Here is a 25,864-nt window from a genome sequence, read left to right as displayed (position 1 = left end):
GAGACCATGCGGGGCGCTCAGGTCGTTCGAGCCGTCGGCGCGCGCCTCCTCGGCGTCGTGGTCGTGCTCTGGGGCGCCGCGACCCTCGCCTTCCTGACTCTGCGGCTCATCCCCGGCGATCCCGTCGACGTCATGCTGGGGCCGCAGGCGCAGGTGAGCGACGCGGTCAAGCAGGGCATCCGCGAGGACCTCGGCCTCGATCGCCCCCCGGTGGTCCAGTACGTCGACTACCTCGCGCGGCTCGTCCAGGGCGATCTGGGCATGTCGTACCAACTCCGGATGCCGGTGGTCGACGTCATCGGTCGGCAGTTGGGCGCGACGGTCCAACTGACCGCTCTCGCCCTGGCTCTCGCCGTCGTCGTGGCGCTCGTCGTCGCCGTCGTCGCGCGAGGCCGCACGCTGCGCTCGATCGGTGCGGCCGTGGAGCTCGTCGTCGTCTCGGCGCCCGTGTTCTGGATCGGTCTCGTGCTGCTCACGATCTTCTCGTTCACGCTGCACTGGTTCCCCGTGGCCGGCGGCAGCGGGCTGCCCGGGCTCGTGCTCCCCGCCGTGACCCTCGCACTACCGATCTCGGCGCTCCTCAGCCAGGTGCTGCGCGACGGACTCGAACGCGCCGAGCAGCAGCCGTTCGCGACGACGGTGCGGGCACGCGGTGCGAGCGAAGTCCGCCTCGTCGGCGTGCACACCTTGCGGCATGCCGCGACGAACGCGCTCACGCTCACGGCCTATCTCATCGGGTCGCTGCTGGGCGGTGCCGTGCTCGTCGAGTCCGTCTTCGGGCGCCCCGGTATCGGCCGGGTCACCCTCACCGCGATCACCGACCGCGACATGCCCGTCGTCATGGGCATCATCCTCATGAGCGCACTCGTCTTCGTGATCGTGAACCTCCTCGTCGACCTCGCGCACCGCGCGCTCGACCCGCGGATCGCGGTGAACTCGTGACGGCGGGGCGACGGCTCGTTTTCGGAGCAGCCGTCCTCGTGCTCGGCGTCCTCGTGACGATGGCGCTCTGGCCGACACTCTTCACGAGCGTCGACCCGCTCCGCACGGATCCCGCCAATGCCTTCCTGCCGCCGTCGACCGAGCACCTGTTCGGCACCGACCAGAGTGGGCGCGACGTGTTCTCCCGCGTCGTGCACGGCGCGCAGTACTCACTCGGAGTCGGTTTCGGTGCGACGACCATCGCCGTCGTCATCGGGCTCGTCATCGGAGCGCTCTCCGCGCTCGCCCCGCGCGCCGTCGACGGGGCCATCATGCGCGGCACCGACATCCTCCTCGCGTTCCCCGAGTTCCTCATCGCCCTCGTCGTGATCGCGATCCTCGGTCCGGGCCCCGTGAACGTGGCCGTCGCGGTGACGATCGGGGCGATCCCCGTGTACCTGCGTCTCGCGCGAGCCGAGACGCGCACCCAGCTGACGGCCGACCACGTCGAGGCGGCGCGGCTGCTCGGTATCGGCTCGGCGCGCGTGCTCACGCGTCACGTGCTCCCCGCGACGGCGTCGCCGCTCCTCGTGCTCGCCACGATCGGCATCGGCACGGCGATCATCGCCGCGGCCGGCCTCAGCTTCCTCGGCCTCGGCCCGACGGAACCGACGCCCGAGTGGGGTCTCATCCTCTCGGGTGGGCGCAACTTCCTCGGGCGTGCCTGGTGGATCGCCGTGTTCCCGGGCCTCGCGATCACGGCGACGGTCGTCTCCGCGACCATCATCGGGCGCACGCTCCGTGCGCGTTCAGAGGGGCGGGACGGTTCATGACGGCACTCAGCATCCGCGACCTCCGTATCGACATCGCGGACACGACCCTCGTCGACGGCGTCACGTTCGACGTCGCCCCGGGCGAGATCGTCGCGGTCGTGGGCGAGTCGGGTGCCGGCAAGTCGCTCACGGCTCGAGCGCTCCTCGGGCTCACGCCGCCCGGCGCTCGCGTGAATGCCGCGGAGCTCAGGGTCGATGGAGTCGACATGCGTCAGGCGAGCGAGACCCGGTGGCGGCGTGCCCGCGGATCGACCATCGCCCTCGTCTCGCAGGACGCCCTCGTCTCCCTCGACCCGCTGCGCACGATCGGCGCGGAGGTCGCCGAGCCCCTCGTCATCCACCGACGGTCGCTCTCTCGAACGCAGCGACGGGAACGGGTCGTCGAGCTGCTCGACGACGTCGCCCTGCCGCTGCCCGAGAGGCGCGCACGCCAGTATCCGCACGAGTTGTCGGGCGGGCTCCGGCAACGGGCGCTCATCGCCTCGGCCATGGCGGGCGACCCGCGGATCCTCGTCGCCGACGAGCCGACGACGGCGCTCGACTCGACCGTCCAGGTGCGCATTCTGACCCTCCTGCGCGCGATCGCCGACCGCGGCGTCGCCGTCGTGTTCGTGAGCCATGACCTCGGCGCCGTCGCGCGGATCGCCGACCGCGTGCTCGTCATGAGCGCGGGCACGGTCGTCGAACACGGCACGACGGCCGACGTCCTCAGCCATCCTCGATCCGACGCGGCTCGCGTGCTCGTCGCGGCGATACCGCAGTCCGCCCGGCTCGAACGCCCCGCGCCGTCCGGTGCGGTCGCGCCGGTGCTCGAAGCCCGCGACCTCGAGGCCTCGTTCAGCACGCGGCGCGGGACGACCGTCGCCGTCGCCGGCGCATCGTTCACGCTCGAGCGCGGTCGCACGCTCGGAATCGTGGGGGAGTCGGGCTCGGGGAAGACGACCCTCGCCCGTCTGCTGCTCGGCACACTGACGCCCGACCGAGGCACGGTGCTCATCGACGGCGACCCGTGGAACCCTCTGCCCGAGTCGTCGCGTCGCGCGAGGCGCACGCGCATCCAGCTCGTGCACCAGAACCCCGGCGCGGCGTTCGATCCGCGGTGGACCGTGGGTCGCTCCCTCCTCGAGGCCTCGCGTGCGGGTGGAGGCTCGACGCCGTCATCCGCTCGCGTCACCGAGCTCCTCGAACTCGTCGGGCTCGATCCGGCGCTCGCCCGCCGACGGCCGCGCACTCTCTCCGGCGGTCAGCGGCAGAGGGCGTCCATCGCCCGGGCCCTCGCCGTCCGGCCCGAGATCCTCGTGCTCGATGAACCGGTCTCGGCACTCGACGTCTCCGTGCAGGCGCGCATCCTCGCCCTCCTCGAGCGGCTCCAGAACGACCTCGATCTCGCGCTCGTCTTCATCTCCCACGACCTCGGTGTCGTGAGGCGCATGGCCGACGACGTGCTCGTCATGCAGGGCGGCGAGGTCGTCGAGCAGGGCGTGGCGGCCGAGGTGTTCGCCCGCCCGCGGCATCCGTTCACGACGGCGCTCCTCGACGCTGCGCGCGTTCCGCCCGTCGGTTAGACTCGGGGTATCGACTGCGATCCGGCCATCACCGGGGAGTCTTCGGAGGAACGGCGTCCGCGCTCAGTAGAACCGAACGGGGCAGGCCCGTCACAGCCGTCGTATGAGTGGTCCCGGTCTGCCGGGGCAAGCGAGGTGGTACCGCGGTGGGGCTCGACGAGCACCGCCGTCCTGGCGACGCACACCGATTCTGGAGTGAGAGTGTACCCGCGCACCCCCGATGACGACTCGACCGTCGTCCCCTCGCCGAGCTTCCCCGCGCTCGAAGAAGAGATCCTCGCCTACTGGAAGAGCGACGAGACGTTCCAGGCGTCGATCGATCAGCGCGACGGCTCCGACGAGTGGGTCTTCTACGACGGGCCTCCGTTCGCGAACGGCCTCCCGCACTACGGCCACCTGCTGACCGGGTACGCCAAGGACGTCTTCCCGCGCTTCCAGACGATGCGCGGCAAGCAGGTGCACCGTCGCTTCGGCTGGGACACCCACGGTCTGCCCGCCGAGCTCGAGGCGGAGCGTCAGCTCGGCATCACCGACAAGAGCCAGATCGAAGAGATGGGCATCGCGGCGTTCAACCGCGCGGCCAAGGAATCGGTGCTGCGCTACACGGGCGAGTGGCGCGACTACGTCACCCGTCAGGCACGCTGGGTCGACTTCGACAACGACTACAAGACTCTCGACACGACCTTCATGGAGTCCGTGCTCTGGGCGTTCAAGACCCTGCACGACAAGGGCCTCGCGTACGAGGGCTACCGGGTGCTGCCGTACTGCTGGCGCGACCAGACGCCGCTCTCGAACCACGAGCTCCGCATGGACGACGACGTCTACAAGATGCGTCAGGACCAGTCGGTCACCGTGACGTTCCCTCTCGTCGGTTCGAAGGCGGAGTCGCTCGGCCTGACCGGCGTGCGCGCCCTCGCGTGGACGACGACGCCGTGGACCCTTCCGACCAACGCCGCCCTCGCCGTCGGACCCGACATCGAGTACGCGGTCGTGCCCGCCGGTCCGAACGGCACGCCCGACGCGACCGTCCTGCGCGAGCGCGACGGTTCGATCGGCGACACCGAGGTGCTCGGCGCCGAGTACCTCATCGCGCTCCCGCTCCTCGGCAACTACGCGAAGGACCTCGGCTACGAGTCGGCGGCCGATGCCGTGGCGAGCGTCTCGCGCACGGTGCGCGGCTCCGAGCTCGACGGCGTCTCATACGACCGGCTCTTCGACTACTACGCGGATGTCGACGAATACGGCATGCAGAACGCCTGGCGTATCCTCGTCGCCGACTACGTGACGACCGAGGACGGCACGGGAATCGTGCACCAGGCCCCCGCCTACGGCGAGGAAGACCAGAAGATCTGCGAAGCCGCAGGCATCCCCGTCATCATCTCGCTCGACGACGCGGGCCTCTTCCTGCCCGCCGTCTCCGACGTCACGGGCCTCCTCTGGAGCGACGCGAACAAGCCGCTCACCCAGCTGCTCCGCGCCGAGGGGCGGCTCCTCCGCCAGGCGAGCTACGAGCACTCGTACCCGCACTGCTGGCGCTGCCGCAATCCGCTCATCTACAAGGCCGTCTCGAGCTGGTTCATCACGGTGCCCGAGATCCGCGACCGCATGGGCGAGCTCAACCAGGAGATCTCCTGGGTTCCCGACAACGTCAAGGACGGCCAGTTCGGCAAGTGGGTCGCGGGTGCGCGCGACTGGTCGATCAGCCGCAACCGTTACTGGGGTTCGCCGATCCCCGTGTGGAAGAGCGACGACCCCGAGTACCCGCGCGTCGACGTCTACGGTTCGCTCGAAGAGCTCGAGCGCGACTTCGGTGTGCTCCCGCGGAACCCCGAGGGCGAGCCCGACCTGCACCGCCCGTACATCGACGACCTCACGAGGCCGAACCCCGACGACCCGACCGGTGCGTCGACCATGCGTCGCATCCCGGATGTCTTCGACGTGTGGTTCGACTCGGGATCGATGCCGTTCGCGCAGGTGCACTATCCCTTCGAGAACCGCGAGTGGTTCGACACCCACCACCCCTCCGACTTCATCGTCGAGTACATCGGTCAGACGCGCGGCTGGTTCTACGTCATGCACGTGCTCTCGACAGCGCTCTTCGACCGCCCCGCCTACACGAACGTCGTGAGCCACGGCATCGTGCTCGGCAGCGACGGGCAGAAGATGTCGAAGTCGCTCCGCAACTACCCCGATGTGTCGGAGGTCTTCGACCGCGACGGCTCCGACGCGATGCGCTGGTTCCTCATGGCGAGCTCGGTGCTGCGCGGCGGCAACCTCGTCGTCACCGAGGAGGGCATCCGCGAGGGCGTCCGACAGGTCATGCTCCCGCTCTGGAGCACGTGGTACTTCTTCGCGCTCTACGCCAATGCGGCGGGCTACGAGGCCGAACGACGCACCGACTCGACGAACGTGCTCGACCGGTACCTGCTCGCGAAGACGCGTGAGCTCGTGACGGCCGTCGCCGCCGACTTCGAGGCGTTCGATTCGACGCTCGCCGCGGCGAAGCTGCGAGACTTCGCCGACGTGCTCACGAACTGGTACGTGCGCCGATCGCGCGATCGGTTCTGGGCAGGTGTCTCGGCCGACGGCGAGGGCCGTGAGGCGTTCGACACGCTCTTCACCGTGCTCGAGACGCTCTGCCGCGTCGCCGCGCCGCTCCTGCCCCTCGAGACGGAGAAGATCTGGCGTGGGCTCACGGGCGGACGCAGCGTGCACCTCGCCGACTGGCCCGACGCCGACGAGTTCCCCGAGGACCACGAGCTCGTCGCGGCGATGGACGCCATCCGCGAGATCAGCTCGTCGAGCCTCGCCCTCCGCAAGCAGGCGGGTCGTCGTGTGCGTCTGCCGCTGGCATCCCTCACCGTCGTCGCTCCGCAGACGGCCGCACTCGCGCCGTTCGAGGCGATCCTGCGCGACGAGCTCAACGTCAAGTCGGTCGCGCTCGTCGAGTTCGACGAGGGCAGCGCCGAACGCTACGGCATCACGAAGCGCCTCACGGTGAACGCCCGCGCGGCGGGGCCGCGTCTCGGCAAGACCGTGCAGCAGGCGATCCAGGCCGCTCGGAACGGCGACTGGAGCGTCACCGCCGGAGTCGTCACCGCCGGCGGCATCGACCTCGTCGAGGGCGAGTACGACCTCGTGCTCGAGACGGCCGGCGCGGCGGAGGGCACCGCACTGGCGCTCCTCGCCGATGGCGGGTTCGTGCTCCTCGACACGGCGACGACCCCCGAGCTCGAGGCCGAGGGCCTCGCGCGCGACGTCGTGCGTGTCGTGCAGGACGCCCGCAAGGCGGCCGGACTCGACGTGAGCGACCGCATCCGTCTCGGCCTCGGTCTCGATGCCGCGGGCGTCGAGGCGGCGATCCTGCACCGAGAGTTGATCGCGCGCGAGACGCTCGCCGTCGAACTCGACATCGTCGAGGGCGAGGGCGAGGGCGACGACGCCAAGCCGGTGGGCGACGGTTCGTCGCTCGTCGTGAGAGTGGAGAAGGCATGAGCGGCACCGACGAATCCGAGGAGTTCCGCGAGGCGGGAGACGCCGTCTACGAGGCCCTCCTGTCGCGCATCGGCGAAGGATCGCCGCGCCCGCGGCTCGAGCCCACGCGGCGTGCGGTCGAGCTCCTCGGCGACCCGCAGCGCGCGTACCCGATCCTGCACATCGCCGGCACCAACGGCAAGACGAGCACGTCGCGCATCGCCGAGAGCATCCTGCGGGCCTACGGGCTGCGCACCGGTCTCCTGACGAGCCCGCACCTCGAGCGGTTCAACGAGCGCATCCTCATCGACGGGGTTCCCATCAGCGACGAGTCGCTCGCCGTCAACTGGGCCGATATCGAGCCGTACCTCGAGATGGTCGACGACGAGCTCGTGACCGCGGGGGAGAGCCCGCTCACCTTCTTCGAGGCGCTCACGGTGCTCGCCTTCGCGGTCTTCGCCGATGCGCCCGTCGACGTGGCCGTCGTCGAGGTCGGCATGGGTGGCGAGTGGGACTCGACGAACGTCGCCGACGGTGACGTCGCCGTCATCACGCCGATCGACCTCGACCACACGAACCGGCTCGGCTCGACCGTGACCGAGATCGCGCGCACGAAGTCGGGGATCATCAAGCCCGCGTCATCCGTCGTGTCGGCACGCCAGACCCCCGATGTGCTCGCCGTGCTCGAGAACGCCGCCGAGCTGACCGAGTCGACCCTCGCGGTCGAGGGCGACGGATTCGAGCTGCTCGACGCCCGCGTCGCGGTCGGCGGTCAGATGATCGACGTCCGCGGGATCGCGGGGGAGTATCGCGAGCTCTACCTGCCCCTGCACGGAGTGCACCAGGCGCAGAACGCCGTCGTCGCGATCGCGGCCGTCGAGTCGTTCCTCGGCGGCGGAGGCACATCTCTCTCGTACGACGCCCTCGAAGAGGGCCTCGCGAGCGTCACATCGCCCGGCCGCCTGCACCTCGTCGGCATCGAGCCGAGCGTGCTCGTCGACGCCGCCCACAACCCGCACGGAGCGGCGGCCCTCGTCGCCGGGATCGGTCGGTCGTTCGACTTCGACGAGATCGGCTTCGTGTTCGGCGCACTGGCCGACAAGGACGTCACGGGCATCCTCACTGCCCTCGCGCCTGCGGCAGCGGCGTTCTTCGTGACGACCCCCGACTCCGACCGGGCGCTGTCGGCCGACAGCGTCGCCGACCTCATCGCCGGCGTCGCTCCGAGCGCGCTCATCGAAGTCGTCGATCGTGCCGACGACGCCCTCGTCGCAGCACGCGAGTGGGCCGCCTCCGCACCGCGTCGCGCGGTCGTCGTAACGGGTTCGATCGTGCTCGTCGGCGAAGCGATCACCGTCGCCGAGCGCGAGGGGTGGATGTCGGCATGAGCGCCGAGTCGCCCGCCGCGCCGCGCCCGGCGCGTTCGATCCGTCAGACGCTCGCGTCGATCGTGCTCGCCTTCGAACTCGTCGTCGTCTTCCTCGCGGCGCTCGTGATCTGGGGTCTCGACGCGGCGCCCTTCGGCCTCCCGGCCTGGAGCGCGCTCATCGCCGGTGGCGTACTGCTCGTCGGAATGATCGCGGCCATCGGCCTGCTGCGCGTCGAGGCCGGCTTCATCCTCGGATGGGTGCTCCAAGTGCTCATCCTGCTCGCCGGATTCCTCAATCCGGCGCTCTTCATCGTCGGAGCGCTCTTCGGCGGCATGTGGTGGTACTGCATGGTCGTCGGCGCGCGCATCGATCGCCAACGAAAGGAACTCGCATGACCGCTCCCATTGAAGAGACTCTCGTCCTCATCAAGCCCGACGGCGTCTCCCGCAACCTGACCGGTGAGATCCTCCGCCGTATCGAGGCCAAGGGCTACTCGCTCGTCGACCTTCGTCTCGTGCAGGCCGACCGCGACCTGCTCTCGGCACACTATGCCGAGCACGAGGGCAAGCCCTTCTACGAGCCGCTCATCGGCTTCATGGAGTCGGGCCCGATCGTCGCCGCGCGCATCGCGGGCAACCGCGTCATCGAGGGCTTCCGTTCCCTCGCCGGCACGACCGACCCGACGACGGCCGCCCCCGGCACGATCCGCGGAGATCTCGGCCGCGACTGGGGCCTCGCCGTTCAGCAGAACCTCGTGCACGGCTCCGACTCGCCCGAGTCGGCAGCGCGCGAGCTCGCGCTCTGGTTCGCCTAGACACCACCCACCGGGAAGGCCGGCACTCGCATCGCGCGAGGGCCGGCCTTCGTCGTGTACAGCGGTAGCGGACGGCCGATCAGCCGAACAGGCCTTGCAGGTCGAGGATGGCGCGGGGGATGGCATCCATCCGCACCTGCGCGAGAAGGATGACGACGGCATAGCTCGCGAGCGTGATGATGGGAATCCACCCGAACCAGCCGCGGGCAAGACGCCGGACGCGCGCCGACGTCGGGATGCGCCCCTCGCGGAGGTTGTCGAGCGTCACGATCCAGAAGACGGGAATGGTGACGGCCCACGTGAGCATGCACCACGGGCACAGCACGTCAAGGACGTAGATGCTCTGGTAGATGAGCCAGCCGACGAAGATCAGTGCGCCGGCCACGCCGATGTTGAAACCCGCCCAGAACCATCGGGGGAGTCTGACTCCGGCGAGGAGCGCCACTCCGATCGTGATGACGACGGGCCACGCCATGAGGCCGACGATCGGGTTGGGGAAGCCGAAGACGGCGCCCTGCCACGACGACAGGTTGGTGCTGCAGCCCAGGAAGATGCCGACGTTGCAGGACGGCACATGGTTCGGGTCGGACAGCACGAGGAACTTCTCGACGGTGAGCTCGAACGCGGCGAGGAGGCCGAGTGCGCCGAGCGCGATGAGCCAGAGCGCAGGGAATATGCTCCGACGGGAATGTGGCGCGTTCGACGACATGAACGGATTATCTCACGCGGCTCGCGCACGATCCTGTGAGCGCATGCGATAATGAAGGAAGTCGCCGGGCCGCGCCCGTGTCGACGCCAACGAAACTTGGGGAGCGCATGACGCTCCCACACGGCGGTGAGACAACCGCAGAAGTGGCAGCCCGAGCACCGTGCCGGCTGCAGAAGTGACACGATTCGCGGGTCCGCATGGCGGCTACCCGCTTGAGAGAGTACCGGCAGGGTTGGCGCGGTCAGCCCGGTCGTCGAGGAGTGCACCAGTGATGGTGGAAAGCAACAACAACACGAACGAGAATCCGGCACCGAAGAAGCGAGCACTGTTCGGCGGACGCCGGTCACGATCGCGGGCGACGACCGAATCGGTAGCCGCGGCGGCCGCTGCGAACGCGCCGGTCGAGACCGCGACGAGTCGTGGCGAAGGCGTGATCAGCGCTCCGCCCGTCGAGGCGCCGACTCCCGAGGCCGCTCCGGTTGACACGCCGGCTGCCGAGGCCGTTGCGGCTCCCGCGGCGGACGAGACGCCGGTGCAGTCGGCCGACGCGGTCGCCGAGCCTGAGGCCGCGCAGCCCGCCGTCGAGGACGACGAGCCCGCTGCCGATGAGCCCGCTGCCGCCGAGCCCACGTCCCCGATCCCCGCCGTCCTCACGACGACGTCGCTCATCTTCCACGCGCCGCCCGTGCTCGTCACGCCCGACCGTCCCGAGCGCCCCGAGCGATCGGAGCGTTCCGATCGCTCCGACTCGCCCGCCGGCGACGACGAGGGTTCGAGTGCGCGTCGCCGCACGCGTCGACGCAGCGGCGAGGACGCCCGTGCGAACGGCGACGAGCCGCAGAACACCGTCGTCAAGGTGCGTCAGCCCCGCGAGCCCGAGCTCATCACCGAGCCGCAGCGCGTCAAGGGCTCCACTCGACTCGAGGCGAAGAAGCAGCGTCGCCGCGATGGTCGCGATGCCGGCCGTCGCCGTGCCGTCATCACCGAGGCCGAGTTCCTCGCGCGTCGTGAGTCGGTCGACCGTTCGATGATCGTGCGACAGAAGCAGGGCCGCATCCAGATCGGCGTCCTCGAAGACGGCGTCCTCGTCGAGCACTACGTCGCCCGCAACCAGGAGGCGTCGCTCATCGGCAACGTCTACCTCGGCCGCGTGCAGAACGTCCTCCCGAGCATGGAGGCCGCCTTCGTCGACATCGGGCGCGGCCGCAACGCCGTGCTCTACTCCGGCGAGGTCGACTGGGAGGCGGCGGCAGAAGCCGGTCAGCCCAACCAGCCGCGCCGCATCGAGCTGGCGCTCAAGCCCGGCGACAAGGTCCTCGTGCAGGTCACGAAGGACCCGGTCGGCCACAAGGGTGCTCGTCTCACGAGCCAGGTGTCGCTGCCCGGCCGCTACCTCGTGTACGTGCCGAACGGCTCGATGAATGGCATCAGCCGCAAGCTCCCCGACACCGAGCGTGCTCGCCTCAAGAAGATCCTCAAGGAGGTCCTGCCCGAGAACGTCGGCGTCATCGTGCGCACCGCGGCCGAGGGCGCGACCGAGGAGCAGCTCACGCTCGACGTCACCCGCCTGACGTCGCAGTGGGCCGACATCTCGAAGAAGGTCGAGTCGATGCAGGCTCCGGCTCTCCTTCACTCCGAGCCCGACCTCCTCATCAAGATCGTCCGTGACGTCTTCAACGAAGACTTCCAGCGCATGGTCATCTCGGGCGGCGAAGCGCGCGAGACGATCACGAGCTACCTCCAGGGTGTCGCTCCCGATCTCGTGGAGCGTGTCGAGGAGTACTCCGGCGATCGCGACGCGTTCGACGAGTTCCGCATCAGCGAGCAGATCGAGAAGGCGCTCGACCGCAAGGTCTGGTTGCCGTCGGGCGGTTCGCTCGTCATCGACCGCACCGAGGCCATGACGGTCGTCGACGTCAACACCGGCAAGTTCGTCGGCTCGGGCGGAAACCTCGAAGAGACCGTCACCAAGAACAACCTCGAGGCCGCCGAAGAGATTGTGCGTCAGCTGCGACTGCGCGACATCGGCGGAATCATCGTCGTCGACTTCATCGACATGGTGCTCGAGTCGAACCGTGACCTCGTGCTCCGCCGCCTCGTCGAGTGCCTCTCGCGCGACCGGACGAAGCACCAGGTCGCCGAGGTCACGTCGCTCGGTCTCGTCCAGATGACGCGCAAGAAGCTCGGCCTCGGCCTGCTCGAGTCGTTCAGCGAGTCGTGCGAGACGTGCGCCGGCCGCGGGATCATCGTGCACCACGACCCGATCGCCAAGCACCGTCCGGCGCCTCAGACCGAGCGTCGTCGTGGCCGCGGAGCGGGCAACGGCGGCGGAGCCTCCAACGGTTCCTCGAACGGGAACGCACCGGCCGCCAACGTCGATTCGTCGAAGCCGAGCGTCGGCACGCACGGCATCACCGAGGACGCGAAGAACGCCCTCGCCGCCATCGCCGCGAGCACGCTCGCTCACGATGCCAAGGCCGACAGCGCCGAGGCCGTCGAGGCGGCGGCGACCGAGGCCCCGGCCGCGGAGTCGACGACGTCGACGGATGACGCACCTCAGCGCGAACCGGGAAGCCGGAGCCGCCGCGGCCGCAAGGGTCGTCGCTCGTCGAACTCGACTCCGGCCGAGTCGAACGACGACGCGTCGGCGCCCGAGTCTGCTACTCCCGCGTCATCCGCGCCCGTCATCGAGCTGCCCGAGGTCGCTCCGGCCGTCGAGAAGCCCGTGCGACGCCGCGCTCCCGACGCCGAGAACCTGCTCGACTCCGTGCTCGAGGCGCTCCCCGCTCCGAAGCAGCCGGGCGAGGGTCGCGCCTCGCGCAGCCGTCGCGTGTCGACGGCCGCCGTCGTCGGCAACGCGTCCGACCCGGTCATCACCCGCCACGACGTCTGAGTGCGTCGGGTCGCCGCTCGATGCGGCGACCCGACACCTCACGCCCGGCGTTCGCGCTGGGTGACGCGCAGTCCGCTCGCGCGGAGGCGCACGACGAGTTCCCGGTTCGAGACCGGCACGGCGCCGCTGTCGACGAGGTCGGAATAGCGCTCGGCCGGCACGTCGTAGTGGTCGAGGTCGAAACCGCGCCGGGGGATTCCGGCCCGGGCCGCGAAGGCGTGCAGCTCGTCGAGGTCGCTGTCGCTCACGAGGTGGCTCCACAGGGTTCCGTGGGCGGGCCACATCGGCTGGTCGATGAGCACGGTCATGGAGCCGATCTTAGGCTCGTACGGGGTGCGACACGCGCTCGCCCTCGTTTGACCGGGGTACAACCATGACGTAGACTCGACCGTTGGCGCGTGTCGGCTTATCCCCGTGTGCGCCCACAGTTTCCCGGCATGATCCCCCCACTGGTTCATGTGCAGAGTGACTTCCCTGTGAAATCGGAGCGCAGGCTCCCCAGAGATAGGTACATGTAGTGGTTTACGCAGTAGTGCGCGCCGGTGGCCGCCAGGAAAAGGTCGAGGTCGGAACCATCGTCACGATGGACCGCGTGAAGTTGAAGGCTCGCGAGAACGGAACGGTCCAGCTGGCCGCCGTCCTCCTCGTCGACGGCGACACCATCACCTCTGACGCCGCGGCGCTCGAGAAGGTCACGGTCACCGCCGAGGTCCTCAGCGACCTCCGTGGCCCCAAGATCATCATCCAGAAGTTCAAGAACAAGACCGGCTACAAGAAGCGTCAGGGGCACCGTCAGGAGCTCACGCGCGTCAAGATCACCGGCATCAAGTAGCCGCGAGGAGAAGGCAGAATGGCACACAAAAAGGGAGCTAGCTCCACCCGCAACGGCCGTGACTCGAACGCTCAGCGCCTCGGCGTGAAGCGCTTCGGCGGCCAGGTCGTCGGCGCAGGCGAGATCATCGTCCGCCAGCGCGGCACGCACTTCCACCCGGGCGCTAACGTCGGCCGTGGTGGCGACGACACGCTCTTCGCTCTCGCTGCCGGCTCGGTCGAGTTCGGTCAGAAGGGTGGCCGCAAGGTCATCAACATCGTGGCGGCCGCCGAATAGGCATTCGTCGTTTGTCGTGAGGGCGGGCTTCGGCTCGCCCTCACGTGTTTGCAGCCCCTGTCTGTGGGTTGAACCTCTCGAAAGGACTCGTTCACATGGTGAGCTTCGTCGATAATGTGACGCTCCACCTTCGTGCGGGCTACGGCGGCAACGGTTGCGTCTCGGTCCGTCGGGAGAAGTTCAAGCCACTGGCCGGCCCGGACGGCGGAAACGGCGGCCACGGCGGCGACATCGTGCTCGTCGCCGACCCCCAGGTCACGACCCTGCTCGGCTACCACCGTCGTCCGCACCGTTCGAGCGACAACGGCGGTCCCGGAATGGGCGACCACCGCGCCGGAGCCGCGGGCGAGGTCCTCGAGCTGTCCGTGCCCGTCGGTACCGTCGTGAAGACCCCCGACGGTGAAGAACTCGCCGACCTCACCGAGCCCGACATGCGCATCGTCGTCGCGGCCGGAGGAATCGGCGGACTCGGCAACGCCGCTCTGTCGTCGACGAAGCGCAAGGCCCCCGGATTCGCCCTGCTCGGCACCCCGGGCTGGGAGGGCGACGTCCTCCTCGAGCTCAAGACCATCGCGGATGTCGCGCTCGTCGGTTATCCGTCAGCAGGAAAGTCGAGCTTGATCGCCGCGCTGTCCGCCGCGCGGCCGAAGATCGCCGACTACCCGTTCACGACGCTGCACCCGAACCTCGGCGTCGTCCAGGCCGGGGAGCACCGCTTCACCGTCGCCGACGTCCCCGGACTCATCGAGGGTGCATCCGAGGGCAAGGGACTCGGTCTCGAGTTCCTCCGCCACGTCGAGCGCTGCCAGGCGCTCCTGCACGTCATCGACTGCGCGACCCTCGAGCCCGGCCGTGATCCGCTCACCGACCTCGACGTCATCCTCGGCGAACTGGGCGCGTACCCGGTTCCCGAAGGCCAGATCCCGCTCCTGGAGCGCCCGCAGTTCATCGCTCTCAACAAGATCGACGTCCCCGAGGCGAAGGAGCTCGCCGACTTCGTGCGCGGCGAGTTCGAAGCGCGCGGGTACCGCGTGTTCGAGATCTCGACGGTGAGTCACGCCGGTCTCCGTGAGCTCGGCTTCGCCCTCGGGCAACTCGTCGACGACTCGCGCGCGGCAGCAGCCGTCGAGGCCGCAGCGGCACCGCGCATCGTCATCCGTCCGCGCCCCGTGCGCGAGAAGGACTTCGTCGTGCGTGCCGAGGGCGGAAGCTACGGCACGATGTACCGCGTGCTCGGCGAGAAGCCCGAGCGCTGGGTCGCTCAGACCGACTTCGCGAACGATGAGGCCGTCGGCTACCTCGCCGACCGCCTCGCTCGTCTCGGTGTCGAAGACCAACTGGTTCGTGCGGGTGCCGTCGCCGGCTCCGCCGTCGTGATCGGCCCCGGCCAGGGCATCGTCTTCGACTGGGAGCCGACCCTCACCTCGACCGCCGAGCTCATGACGGCGCCGCGAGGCACCGACATCCGCCTCGACGAGAACCGTCGAGCGACGCGCGAGCAGCGCAAGGCCGAGTACCACGACCGCATGGACGCGAAGGCCGAGGCCCGAGCCGAGCTGCAGCGTGAGCGCCAGGCCGGCATCTGGTCGGACGACGAGGACGAGGACGAAGACCAGTTCGAGGTCGTCGAGGAGCAGAAGTGACGCTTCTCGATCGTTCCGCCATCGCTTCGGCGAGGCGCATCGTCGTCAAGGTGGGGTCGTCGTCGATCAGCGGCGAGAACGCGACTCAGATCGGTCCGCTCGTCGACGCTCTCGCTGCCGCGCACGCGCGCGGCGCCGAGGTCGTCCTCGTCTCGTCGGGTGCGATCGCCACGGGCATGCCGTACCTCAAGCTCGATGCACGCCCGAGTGATCTCGCAACACAGCAGGCCGCGGCATCCGTCGGTCAGAATCTGCTGATCTTCCGTTACCAGGACTCGTTGCGGCGCTACGGGATCGTGGCGGGACAGGTGCTTCTCACCGCCGGCGACCTCGAGAACCCCACGCACCGCAGCAATGCCCAGCGCGCCATGGAGCGTCTCCTCGGACTCCGCATCCTCCCCATCGTCAACGAGAACGACACGGTCGCGACGCACGAGATCCGCTTCGGCGACAACGACCGGCTCGCGGCCCTCGTCGCCGAACTCGTCGACGCCGACCTCCTCGTGCTCCTGTCGGACGTCGACGCGCTCTACACGAAGCCGCCGCACCTCCCGGGGGCCGAGCGCATCGTCGACGTTCCGCACGGCGACGCCCTCGCGGGCGTCGAGATCGGTTCGGTCGGCGCTGCAGGAGTCGGCACCGGGGGAGCGGAGACCAAGGTCTCCGCTGCTCGCATCGCGGCCGACAGCGGCACCGCGGTGCTCATCACGGCGACTCCGCTCGTCGAATCGGCGCTCCGGGGCGACGCCGTCGGCACGTGGTTCGCGCCGGCTCACGTCGAGGGCGCCACGCCCTAAACTGAAGGGATGTCGGAAACCGTCATCCTCACCCCCGCCGTCGTCGACCTCCTCGAGAAGTCCGTCGACGCCGCTCGTGCTCTCGTGACCGCGTCGACATCGACGAAGAACGCCGCCCTCGAGGCCGTCGCGCGCGACCTCCGGGCCCACTCCGCGTCGATCGTCGAGGCGAACGGGCGCGACCTCGCGGCCGGTCGCGAGAACGGTCTCACCGACGGTCTCCTCGACCGGCTCACGCTCTCCGAGGCGCGTATCGACTCGCTCGCCGACGCCGTCCTCGACATCGTGTCCCTCGCCGACCCCGTGGGAGAGTCGGTCCGAGGTAGCGCTCTGCCGAACGGCATCCGGATCGAGCAGGTCCGCGTTCCCCTCGGCGTCGTCGGAGTCATCTACGAAGCCCGACCGAACGTCACCGTCGACCTCGCTGCCCTCGCCCTCAAGAGCGGCAACGCCGTTGTGCTGCGTGGCGGCAGTGCCGCCGAGAACACGAACCGCGTCCTCGTCGACGTCATCCAGGGAGCGATCGAGTCGGTCGGACTTCCGCGCGCGGCCGTCGAGACGGTCGACGCGTTCGGGCGTGACGGTGCCCGCCAGCTCATGCAGGCGCGCGGGTACGTCGACGTGCTGATCCCGCGGGGGAGTGCGGGCCTCATCGCCGCCGTCGTCGACGAGTCGACGGTTCCCGTCATCGAGACCGGTGCGGGCGTCGTCCACATGTTCCTCGACGAGTCGGCGCCCCTCGACTGGGCCGTCGATCTCGTGCACAACGCGAAGGTCCAGCGCCCGAGCGTCTGCAATGCGCTCGAGACCCTGCTCGTGCACTCCGCGTCGGCCGACGCGTTGCTGCCGCCCGTGCTCGCGAAGCTCGCCGAGTCGGGCGTGACGATCCATGCCGACGAGCGCACCCGTGCGCTCCATCCCGCAGCTGTCGCCGTCACCGACGACGACTTCGCCACCGAGCACATGAGCCTCGACATCTCCGTCGCGGTCGTCGATTCGCTCGACGAGGCGCTCGCGCACATCCGTCGGTACTCGACGAAGCACACCGAGTCGATCATCACGAACGATCTCGGCAATGCCGAGCGCTTTCTCAACGAGGTCGACGCGGCCGCCGTCATGGTGAACGCGTCGACGCGCTTCACCGACGGAGGCGAGTTCGGCTTCGGCGCCGAGGTCGGCATCTCGACGCAGAAGCTCCACGCGCGCGGCCCGATGGGGCTCACCGAGCTCACGAGCACCAAGTGGCTCGTGCGTGGCAGCGGTCAGTCGCGCGGCTGAGGCCGGTAGACTGGTCCAGCGCTTTCCGAAACGACAGGAGCCTCCCTTATGAGTCTGGTGACCGCAGTCCTCGCCGAGACCGAGCACGCCCGCGAGCTCCCGATGGATTCGTGGCTCTACGGCCTCGTCGCCCTCGTCATCTTCGCCGCCCTCGGTTTCGTCGTGTGGTCGTACCGCGACGTCGCCAACCGCCACGCCGCCAAGGCTGAGGCGTACGCGAAGGCCCACTCCGGAGAGCACGGCCACAGCGGTCACTGACCGACGTGACTGAGATGACGACCACGGAGGCCGCGGGGGGCCGTTCCCCCCGGATCGGCATCATGGGTGGAACGTTCGACCCCGTCCACCATGGCCACCTGGTCGCGGCGTCCGAGGTCGCGCAGTCGTTCGACCTCGACGAGGTCGTCTTCGTGCCGACCGGTCAGCCCTGGCACAAGTCGGGTGTCACCGAGGCCGAGCACCGCTACCTCATGACGGTCATCGCGACGGCGTCGAACCCGCGCTTCACCGTGAGCCGCGTCGACATCGACCGTGCGGGCACGACCTACACGATCGACACCCTGCGAGACATCGCCCGTGAACGTCCCGGCGCCGAGCTCTTCTTCATCACGGGTGCCGACGCCATCGCCCAGATCCTCACGTGGAAAGACGTCCCCGAGCTCTGGAACCTCGCGCACTTCGTTGCTGTGAGCCGCCCGGGTCATCCGCTCAACGCCGCGGGTCTTCCCGAGCAGGACGTAAGCTTGTTGGAAGTCCCCGCTCTCGCCATCTCGTCGACCGATTGCCGGGAGAGGGTGCGTCGGGATTTCCCCGTCTGGTACCTGGTGCCCGACGGGGTCGTCCAGTACATCTCCAAGCACCACCTGTATCGGAGTGTGGAATGACGTCAGAAGATCCGCCGCTGACACGTCGTGAGTTGCGCGAGCGCGAACGCCAGCTCGCCGGAAAGACCGCGACCGGCACGCTGACCGCGCAGCCGGCGCCTCTCACCGCGCCGACCCCCGTGACGGATGCCGGTGGCGGGCGCCGCGCGACGGTCGAGTCGACCACGCGCGGCGGTGAGGCTCCGACGCTCACTCCGCCGCAGAAGCCCGCCGCTCCCGAAGCACCGAACCCCGCGGTTTCCGAGCCCACCCCCTCGCCGGTGAGCCGTTTCGCTCCGCCGACGGCATCGACGCCGATCGTGTCGACGGACGACCGCGACGAGGCGAGCGGCGGTGCTCCCGAGCGCACGCTGACGCGCCGCGAGCTGCGCGCACTCCTCTCGTCGAACACGGCTTCCGACATCGACGACTCCGACGACACCGGCGGCCCCTCCGTGGGCGGCTCGGCCGATCGGCCCGTCCCTGCGGCGTCGACGCCGGCGATCGACCGCGTGCCCGCGGGCAACTCGGCGACCGCGTCGACCCTGCTCGACGAAGCGACTCCGACGACGTCGCCCGTCGGTCACTGGTCGCACGACATGCACGTCGACGACGCGACACGCGACGAGCCCTTCGACCAGTTCCTCTCGCGGGGCCCCGTGCCGCGGTCGGCGATGCCGACCACGACGAACGCGCTGATCCTCCCGAACCTGCCCGAGCATCTCGGGGGAGCGGGCGGACCGGTCACGAGCGAGGTCATGGTCACCGGATCGGTCGACCTTCCTCGCGGCCTCGGCGCCACCGGGGCGATGCCGAGCCACATCGACTCGCCCGACATCGATCGCCTTCTCGACGAGGTCGACGATCACCACACCGATCCCACGGGTGCCCAGCCCATCTCGGCCGCGCGAGCGGTCAGCACGCAGGGCCCCAACCGCGACGTCATCACGCCGCCGAAGAAGGAGGGCATGAACGTGCCCCTCGTGCTCGCGGTCACCGCCGGCATCCTCACGATCGGGGTCATCGGTACCCTCATCGTCGGCTACGTTCTGGGCGCCTTCCAATGAACCCGAGAGCGAGCGCATGACTGCATCGAACCACGCCCACGAACTCCTGAACACCGCTATCGCGGCTGCCGACGCCACGGGCGGGGTCGACCTCGTCGCTCTCGACGTGTCGGGTCCGCTGCCCCTCACCGACGTCTTCCTGCTCGTCACGGGCCGTTCGGAGCGCAACGTCATCGCGATCGCCGACGAGGTCGAGAACGCCCTCATCGCGAGCGGATCGAAGCCGCTGCGCCGCGAAGGCCGCCAGGAGGGCCGTTGGGCGCTGCTCGACTTCGGCGACCTCATCGTCCACGTCTTCCACGAGGAAGAGCGCATGTACTACGGCCTCGAACGCCTCTGGAAGGACTGCCCGGCGATCCCGATCGGTGCTCTCACCGGCCAGTCGACCGACGCCTGAACGGCGAGCACTCCTCAATTTCGCAGTAGCCGGGAGCGTGTAGTAACCTCAATGAGTTGCCTCCACTGCGGAGGTTACGGGTCTGTGGCGCAGCTGGTAGCGCACCTGCATGGCATGCAGGGGGTCAGGGGTTCGAGTCCCCTCAGATCCACCAACACCCCGATCTCCTCGTGAGACGGGGTGTTCGTGTTTTCGGGCGGCGTTCGGCGCGTTTCATCCGTTCCCGCCGCGACACGACGATTCGACGATCGGTCGGACCCGGCCTCGGCACCCCAGATCAGGTGTCATTGCGCGGAACGGCGCCGAATTCCCTTGTGCCCGTGATCGGCGCGCCCTTACGATTCAGCAGGATTTTCGTCCCTGTACGAATCCGCACGGGAGCAGACATGCGGCAAGGGAAGCGGCGCACACCGATCGTGGCGATCATGACGGCCGCAGTGATCGCGGTATCCGGTTCGTGTGTGCCGGTCGCGGCATTCGCTGAGGAGATCGTTCCGGTGCCGTCGGTGCAGCCGGCTGTCGAGACCCCGGCGCCCGAGGCCCCGGCACCCGAAACCCCGGCACCCGAAACCCCGGCACCCGAGACGACGGATGACGCGCCCGAGGTGAGCGATCCGTCGGCGCCGCCGTCGGAGGCGCCCGTCGAAGACGCTCCCGACGCGAGCGAGACTCCTGCACCGGTCGAGGACGAGAGCCCGCAGCCGACGCCGGCAGCCGTCGAGGGCGATGCTCCGGTGCCGACGGATGCCCCCGAGCACGCATTCTCGGCACACGCCGCGGGCACCATCGGCGAGCAAGAACCCAACAACACCACCGCGCAGGCGCAGGTGCTGCCGCTCGGCACGACCCTCTCCGGTCGATTCGGCCCGCGGGGCACGTGCGACAACAACTTCTACGACTGCGATATCTACAAGATCACGTCGCCCGAGAACGGCAAGCTCACGCTCGACCTGAGGTTCGCGAGCACACTCGGCACCGACGGTTCGTTCACGGTCCGCGTGCTCGACGCGAGCGGGCGAAGCATCCACCGAGTCGATGTCAGTTCCTCCGACTACACGGGGGCACCGCTTCGCGGCAGGTTCATCTCGGTTCCGAAGGGCGTGTCGTACATCTCCCTCACGGCACGGGTTCAGTCCTTCGGCGGAACACCGCTCTGGAACAATCAGACGTACACGCTGAAGGCGACGGTCGAGAAGCGCGTCGTCGAGATCGAACCGAACGGTGCAACGAAGTCCGCGACGCCGATCGCGGCGGGCCAGGTCGTGTACGGCGCGACGGGCAACGGCGACTGCAACAACAACTTCTACGACTGCGACGTGTACCGTCTGAGCCTCGGCAGCGCGACCGTGGTCTCGGTCAGCTTCGTAGCGTCGTGCAGCCTGGCGACCGAGCGCCCGTACCGGGTGCGACTCCTCGACAATGCCGGCAAGATCCTGCAGACGAAGGAGCTCGGTGGCCCGGAGTGCTCGTCGGGTTCGACGTTCAGTGCGACGGCCCCGGCGGGCAACGCGTACATCGAGGTGTACGCGCGAGCCGGCCGTATCGCCGACGGCCTCGAGTACCGACTGAAGGCCGGCGGCGTTCTCACCGCATCGACGCCGACGATCACCGGCACGGGTCAGCAGGGAACCACACTCACGGCCAAGCCCGGCGCGTGGGGCCCGGGAGCGGTGTCCCTCGCCTACCAGTGGAATCGCGCGGGCGCTCCCATCGCCGGCGCGACCGCCGCGAGCTACAAGGTCACGGCGGCCGACGCGAAGCGCGAGATCTCTGTCACCGTCACCGGCACCAAGGGCGGCTACTCGCCGGTCTCACGCACCTCGGCGAAGAAGCTCCTGCCCGCGGCGCCCGTGCAGCAGAAGCTCACGACGGCGACCCCGACGATCTCCGGTGCGACCACCGAAGGTGCGATCCTCACCGCCGCTCCCGGAGCGTGGAAGCCGAGTCCGGTGACCTTCGCCTACCAGTGGAAGCGCGACGGTGCAGTGATCTCCGGCGCGACGGGGGCGAAGTACAAGATCACGAAGACCGACCTCGGCCGCGCGCTGACCGTCACCGTGACGGGGTCGAAGAGCGGATACACGACGGCCTCCGTCACGTCGGCGAAGAAGGCGATCCCGAAGCCCGCCACCCCGCAGCCGCAGACGTTCACGACCGCGACGCCGTGGATCTCGGGAGGCAACCGCGTCGGGGCCGTCGTCACCGCCAACACCGGTACGTGGAAGCCGGTGCCGACGTTCCGTTTCCAGTGGTACCGAAACGGTGCGGCCATCCCTGGTGCGACGGCGGATCGCTACACGCTCACGCCGGCCGATGCCCGGGCCACGCTCAAGGTCACCGTCATCGGTTCGAGGTCGGGCTACGTGTCCGCCTCGACGGTCAGTGGCGACTTCGGCGTCTCGGGGAGCTTCGGCGACACCCTCGGCGCGGTGTCGACGCTACCGACGAACATGTACCTCGAATCGGGCAACGGCCGGTACCGCGCCGTCATGCAGACCGACGGCAATCTCGTGGTCTACGACAACGGCCGCGCGATCTGGGCCAACGACAGGCGAGGCGCGAACGCGTCGCTCACCATGCAGGGCGACGGCAATCTCGTCTCGTACGCGGGTGGACGGGCGATCTGGGCGACGGGAACGACGGGGCGCGGCGCGGTCAGACTCGTCATGCAGAACGACGGCAATCTCGTGCTGTACACGGCTTCCGGCCAGGCGGTCTGGGCGAGCGGGAGGTAGCCGCGCCCGACCGAGTCGTGCGGGGATAATGGCACGATGCAGCTCAACGCGGAGACCATCGGATCCGGCGAACGCCACCGACCTGCACAGCGTCATTGCGCGGAGTCGTGAGCTGTTCGATGCGTCGATGGCGATCGGAGTGTTCCGCGACGTCGCGTTCCACCCGATCAGGATCGCGGCACCCGAGGTGCCGTCGACGATCGTCCTCTCGGACGAGTCGCCCGCGGTTCTTTCCGATGCGATGGCCGCCGAGCTCGAGGCGGTGGGATGGCAGATCAGGCGTTTCGCCGGCGTGCATCACGACATGCACCTCGAAGACCCTGACGGAACGCTCGCGCTCATCGCCGACGTGCTGTGAGCCATCTCGCGTACGCGAGTGATCAGCGCCGCGGGCGCTTGCGGTTCTGAGGTCGCTTCGACGCCGACGGGGGAGCGGCGGGCGCGGGCGGGCGCACGACGACCCATGAGGTGATCGCTGCGATCACGCCGAGCCCCGCCGCCCAGAGCATGATGGCGCCCTCGACCCAGCTCGCGGGCATGTCGCCCGTCGCCCAGACGCACACGATCGATGCGGCGATCGCCGCGGCCGGGCCGAGCCACCAGAACACGTCGCGCAGCGTTCCCTGCGTCATCCGGCGGCCGCGGAGGAGGGATCTGCCGACGGCGATGACACCGATGAGTATCGCGAGACCGGCCGTCGATGTGACGACGATGATCGGCAGGGCCCACGCGAACGCCTGAGCATCGCGCGCCTCGGCGTCAGGGCCCGCCCAGGTGCCCTCCGGGAACTCGAGGAGCACGCCCAGGTCGGAGTACGTCGAGCGCGTCGGGTAGCCGTACTCGCCCTCCGTGACGGTCATCGTGTGCACGACCCCCGCGTCAGCGCTGTCGCGGCTCTCGACGAGAGTGCCGTACTCGACTTCCGTGAGGTACTCGGGTGCGCCGAGTTCGTCGTCGAGCGTACCGAACGCGTACGACGAGTCCTTCCAGTCGCGGGCTTCCTCGGCGGTGTCGGGGTCTTCGCGCAGCCACCCCGAGCTCAGGGCACGGTCGCTCACCGAGTCGTCGATGCGCACGGAGATCGTGACCGGGTCGGGAGCGGAGGGGTGCGTCCACCCGCTCTCCCAGCCGTCGAGGAGGCCGGCCCAGCGGATGCGGTCGACAGGGTGTCCTTGCTCTCCCGACACGGGTGAGCCCTCGCCGATGACGGCGGGTGACGTGTAGGCATAGGTGACGACGGCCTCGGCCTCGCCGACGCGGACGTCGCCCATGACCGTCGTGATCGTCGAGACATCGAGGTTCTCGGTGACCTCGAACGGCACGGATTCGCCATCGATCGAGACGTCGTCGACGACGAGGCCGAGGTCTTGTCCGTCGATCGCGTTCATGACGGGCACGGCGAACTGCGGCACTCGGCGCGAGTCCTCGTCGAACTCGATGCCGAAACGCAGGGTGGCATCGATCCTCGGCCGGTCGCCATCGGAAGAGATGTGAGCCTCCACCTCGGCGCTGTCGACCTGCACGTAGAGGGTTCCTCGCGACTCGAAGTCGTACCGATCGTAGGTCGACACACGCTCGTACGGGTTCGGCACGAGAGCGACCATCGCGATGGCGCCCGCGACGATGAGCACCGCCGCGGCGCGGAGGATGAGGCGCGGCCACGAGAGGAAGTCTCCGGTCCGCCATCCCCGCCTCGACGCTCCCTCGCCGAGTTCGCGGTCGACGAGGGCGACGATGCTGCGGCCGGCATCACGCGGGTCGGCCGTGACGACCGCGTAGGGAAGGAGCGCGTCGTCGATCGTGACGCGGTCGAGCATCGACGTCTGATCGGCATACGCCTCGACGCCGAGCAGATGTTGACGGGCGAGCGCACCCTTGCGGGTCAGCGGGCGCGCGGAGAGCGCGATGCCGAGCACGATCGCGGAGATGACGAAGGAGACGAGGGCGAAGAGCCCGGGCCACCAGATGACCGCGAGCGTCTCCTGGTGGGAGAGCTGCCGGATCGTGGCGAGCTGCACGAGTGTGAGCGCGAGGGGCGCGGCGATGAAGCCGTCACGCACGAAACCGCGCGGGATGCGGCGGAAGCCGTCGGCGATCTGCGCGTGGCGTGCCCGATCGAAGAAGTACGCGGTGCGTGCGCGGAATCGATCTCCCACGCGACCCGTCCGGTGAGCGGCACGACCGACGGCAGCGAGGGCCTCCGGTCGTCGACTACGAGAGGAGTCGGCGAGGGCCGCGAGGGCGAGGGCGAGTTCACGCGTTCGGGGCCGACGCATGATCTGCGCCGCCTGGGCCGCCGAGACGTTCTTCGGCGGCGCGTACTGAGCGACGTACCAGGGTCGCCCGCGCGCATCGCTCCACGCGACGGCGCGCGCCGCCAACGAGAACGGAAGCGTCAGCAGCAGGATGCCGAGCGGGATGAGCGGCCCGAACGTCTGCAGGATGAAGAGCGGAGTGGGCGGCGGCATCGTGAACGTGCCCTCGGGGAACACCATGCGGAACCACGACAGGGAGTACGGCGGCATGTTCTGGTCGACCGAGAACGCGTAGACGTTCTGGCCGGCGGGGGAGTCGTCCTCACGGTCGAGCCAATCGGCTCCGCTGACGAGGGTCCACGCCACGCCCCCGAAGGGCTGTCGCACGAGGAGCTCGTCGAGTTCGTCCGGCAGCGTGACGCTGACGTTCAGTGCCGAGAAGGCCTGCGGCCAGCTCGGCCCGAAGACGCTCCACTCGAGCAGGTCGACGGGACCGCCCGTGACGTCGTCGGTCGCGGTGTAGGCGAGATCCGACAGTCGATAGCGGATGACGAATTCATGGTCACCCCGCAGCCGTTCGCCGGTATCGAGTTCGATGTGCAGACGGTCGGCCGTCGAGCGGACATCCGGTTCGACCGACGTGCCGTCGATCTCGACCTCGAGGCCTCGCGGGGCGAGATCGTGCCCCTCGTACTGCGTCGCGAGGATGCGCTCGATGCCGGACTCGTCGACGTCGTCGGGGAAGAACGCCGTGATCGTCTCGACGACGTCGGCGTGCAGTCGGCCGTCAGCGTCTCTCGAGATCGTGTAGTCGGCGTCGAAGTCGCGCGCGATCCAGGTCTCGGTCGCCGTGCTCGCCGACTCGGTGATGTCGTCGAGGCTGAGCGGAGGATTGATGACGGGGCCGACGAGAAGGAATGCCGCGATCGCCGCGATCGTGACCCAGACAGCGCGGATGCCGTAGCGCAAGGGTGTGCCGCCGTGCGACCGGAGCCAGGCCTCGAGGCGTGTGAGCCACCGCGAAAGCAGCGCCCACAACGGCGTCGGTCGGGGCCGGGTGTCCGGAATACGTTCGGCGTCGTCGGGGACAGTCGTCCCCGTCTCGTCAGTACCAGTCACTCTCGCTACCCCCGCCGTCAACG

22 protein-coding genes and 1 tRNA gene are annotated in these 25,864 nt (G+C 69.2%); 20 read left to right on the top strand and 3 right to left on the bottom strand.

Features of this window, described 5'->3' with window-relative positions; genetic code table 11:
- Window positions 1-6: 6 nt before the first annotated feature.
- The 7 genes from BJ972_RS03680 (at window position 7) to ndk (ending at window position 8,977) form a co-directional block, all read left to right on the top strand.
- The gene (locus BJ972_RS03680; RefSeq protein WP_129174302.1) at window positions 7-942 is read left to right on the top strand and encodes an ABC transporter permease; all 936 of its coding nucleotides are present in this window, start codon (window positions 7-9) and stop codon (window positions 940-942) included.
- Window positions 939-1,754 carry an ABC transporter permease gene (locus tag BJ972_RS03675; RefSeq protein ID WP_241830784.1) on the top strand — a complete coding sequence of 272 codons (816 nt, stop codon included), beginning with the start codon at window positions 939-941 and terminating at the stop codon, window positions 1,752-1,754. Before BJ972_RS03680 ends, BJ972_RS03675 begins: the two co-directional genes overlap by 4 nt.
- Window positions 1,751-3,319 carry a dipeptide ABC transporter ATP-binding protein gene (locus tag BJ972_RS03670; protein ID WP_129174300.1) on the top strand — a complete coding sequence of 523 codons (1,569 nt, stop codon included), beginning with the start codon at window positions 1,751-1,753 and terminating at the stop codon, window positions 3,317-3,319. Before BJ972_RS03675 ends, BJ972_RS03670 begins: the two co-directional genes overlap by 4 nt.
- Before the next feature lie 195 nt (window positions 3,320-3,514).
- Window positions 3,515-6,814, top strand: coding sequence for an isoleucine--tRNA ligase (ileS, locus tag BJ972_RS03665; RefSeq protein WP_241830783.1), 3,300 nt, complete (start codon window positions 3,515-3,517; stop codon window positions 6,812-6,814).
- Window positions 6,811-8,181 carry a bifunctional folylpolyglutamate synthase/dihydrofolate synthase gene (locus BJ972_RS03660; protein WP_129174298.1) on the top strand — a complete coding sequence of 457 codons (1,371 nt, stop codon included), beginning with the start codon at window positions 6,811-6,813 and terminating at the stop codon, window positions 8,179-8,181. Before ileS ends, BJ972_RS03660 begins: the two co-directional genes overlap by 4 nt.
- A complete protein-coding gene (locus tag BJ972_RS03655; protein ID WP_129174296.1) occupies window positions 8,178-8,558 on the top strand; it encodes a DUF4233 domain-containing protein in 381 nt (126 codons plus the stop codon). The genes BJ972_RS03660 and BJ972_RS03655 overlap by 4 nt, the downstream gene beginning before the upstream one ends.
- Window positions 8,555-8,977: a nucleoside-diphosphate kinase gene (gene ndk, locus BJ972_RS03650; protein WP_129174294.1), complete on the top strand. Its 423-nt coding sequence runs from the start codon at window positions 8,555-8,557 to the stop codon at window positions 8,975-8,977. Before BJ972_RS03655 ends, ndk begins: the two co-directional genes overlap by 4 nt.
- A 79-nt stretch (window positions 8,978-9,056) precedes the next feature.
- On the opposite strand, the gene BJ972_RS03645 is transcribed toward ndk, so the two are convergent.
- Complete coding sequence (locus BJ972_RS03645) at window positions 9,057-9,686, bottom strand: vitamin K epoxide reductase family protein (RefSeq protein ID WP_129174292.1); 630 nt, start codon at window positions 9,684-9,686, stop codon at window positions 9,057-9,059.
- 271 nt (window positions 9,687-9,957) lie between these two features.
- Between BJ972_RS03645 and BJ972_RS03640 the strand changes: the two genes are divergently transcribed.
- Window positions 9,958-12,579: an Rne/Rng family ribonuclease gene (locus BJ972_RS03640; RefSeq protein ID WP_129174290.1), complete on the top strand. Its 2,622-nt coding sequence runs from the start codon at window positions 9,958-9,960 to the stop codon at window positions 12,577-12,579.
- Window positions 12,580-12,617: 38 nt separating this feature from the next.
- Here the strand turns inward: BJ972_RS03640 and BJ972_RS03635 are convergent, their stop codons facing one another.
- Window positions 12,618-12,887, bottom strand: coding sequence for a DUF4031 domain-containing protein (locus BJ972_RS03635; protein ID WP_129174288.1), 270 nt, complete (start codon window positions 12,885-12,887; stop codon window positions 12,618-12,620).
- Between the two features lie 209 nt (window positions 12,888-13,096).
- Here BJ972_RS03635 and rplU point away from each other — a divergent pair, with 209 nt between their 5' ends.
- The 12 genes from rplU (at window position 13,097) to BJ972_RS03575 (ending at window position 22,825) form a co-directional block, all read left to right on the top strand.
- Window positions 13,097-13,411: a 50S ribosomal protein L21 gene (gene rplU, locus BJ972_RS03630; RefSeq protein WP_129174286.1), complete on the top strand. Its 315-nt coding sequence runs from the start codon at window positions 13,097-13,099 to the stop codon at window positions 13,409-13,411.
- 18 nt (window positions 13,412-13,429) lie between these two features.
- A complete protein-coding gene (rpmA, locus tag BJ972_RS03625; RefSeq protein ID WP_129174284.1) occupies window positions 13,430-13,687 on the top strand; it encodes a 50S ribosomal protein L27 in 258 nt (85 codons plus the stop codon).
- A 95-nt stretch (window positions 13,688-13,782) separates the two neighbouring features.
- Window positions 13,783-15,330, top strand: a complete 1,548-nt coding sequence (gene obgE / locus BJ972_RS03620; RefSeq protein ID WP_129174282.1) for a GTPase ObgE — start codon at window positions 13,783-13,785, stop codon at window positions 15,328-15,330.
- Complete coding sequence (proB, locus tag BJ972_RS03615) at window positions 15,327-16,127, top strand: glutamate 5-kinase (RefSeq protein WP_129174280.1); 801 nt, start codon at window positions 15,327-15,329, stop codon at window positions 16,125-16,127. Before obgE ends, proB begins: the two co-directional genes overlap by 4 nt.
- Window positions 16,128-16,136: 9 nt before the next feature.
- Window positions 16,137-17,405, top strand: coding sequence for a glutamate-5-semialdehyde dehydrogenase (locus BJ972_RS03610; RefSeq protein ID WP_129174278.1), 1,269 nt, complete (start codon window positions 16,137-16,139; stop codon window positions 17,403-17,405).
- Between the two features lie 48 nt (window positions 17,406-17,453).
- Window positions 17,454-17,663 carry a hypothetical protein gene (locus BJ972_RS03605; RefSeq protein ID WP_129174275.1) on the top strand — a complete coding sequence of 70 codons (210 nt, stop codon included), beginning with the start codon at window positions 17,454-17,456 and terminating at the stop codon, window positions 17,661-17,663.
- A 14-nt stretch (window positions 17,664-17,677) separates the two neighbouring features.
- On the top strand, window positions 17,678-18,289 hold the full coding sequence (gene nadD, locus BJ972_RS03600; RefSeq protein ID WP_179419916.1) for a nicotinate-nucleotide adenylyltransferase: 612 nt from the start codon (window positions 17,678-17,680) through the stop codon (window positions 18,287-18,289).
- Window positions 18,286-19,335: a hypothetical protein gene (locus BJ972_RS03595; protein WP_129174271.1), complete on the top strand. Its 1,050-nt coding sequence runs from the start codon at window positions 18,286-18,288 to the stop codon at window positions 19,333-19,335. Before nadD ends, BJ972_RS03595 begins: the two co-directional genes overlap by 4 nt.
- A 16-nt stretch (window positions 19,336-19,351) precedes the next feature.
- Window positions 19,352-19,732: a ribosome silencing factor gene (gene rsfS / locus BJ972_RS03590; protein ID WP_129174269.1), complete on the top strand. Its 381-nt coding sequence runs from the start codon at window positions 19,352-19,354 to the stop codon at window positions 19,730-19,732.
- Between the two features lie 78 nt (window positions 19,733-19,810).
- A tRNA-Ala gene (locus BJ972_RS03585) sits at window positions 19,811-19,886 on the top strand.
- Between the two features lie 271 nt (window positions 19,887-20,157).
- Window positions 20,158-22,467, top strand: a complete 2,310-nt coding sequence (locus BJ972_RS03580; protein ID WP_129174267.1) for a hypothetical protein — start codon at window positions 20,158-20,160, stop codon at window positions 22,465-22,467.
- A gap of 127 nt (window positions 22,468-22,594) precedes the next feature.
- Window positions 22,595-22,825 carry a hypothetical protein gene (locus BJ972_RS03575; RefSeq protein WP_129174265.1) on the top strand — a complete coding sequence of 77 codons (231 nt, stop codon included), beginning with the start codon at window positions 22,595-22,597 and terminating at the stop codon, window positions 22,823-22,825.
- A 22-nt stretch (window positions 22,826-22,847) separates the two neighbouring features.
- Here BJ972_RS03575 and BJ972_RS03570 read toward each other — a convergent pair whose 3' ends face one another.
- Entirely contained in the window at window positions 22,848-25,841 is a 2,994-nt protein-coding gene (locus BJ972_RS03570; protein ID WP_164989913.1) for a DUF2207 domain-containing protein, read from the bottom strand.
- Window positions 25,842-25,864: the final 23 nt, after the last annotated feature.

Source organism: Agromyces atrinae (assembly GCF_013407835.1).
Classification (GTDB): domain Bacteria; phylum Actinomycetota; class Actinomycetes; order Actinomycetales; family Microbacteriaceae; genus Agromyces; species Agromyces atrinae.
Note: the sequence above shows the minus strand (reverse complement) of the source record. Positions and strands in the feature narration are given on the sequence as shown.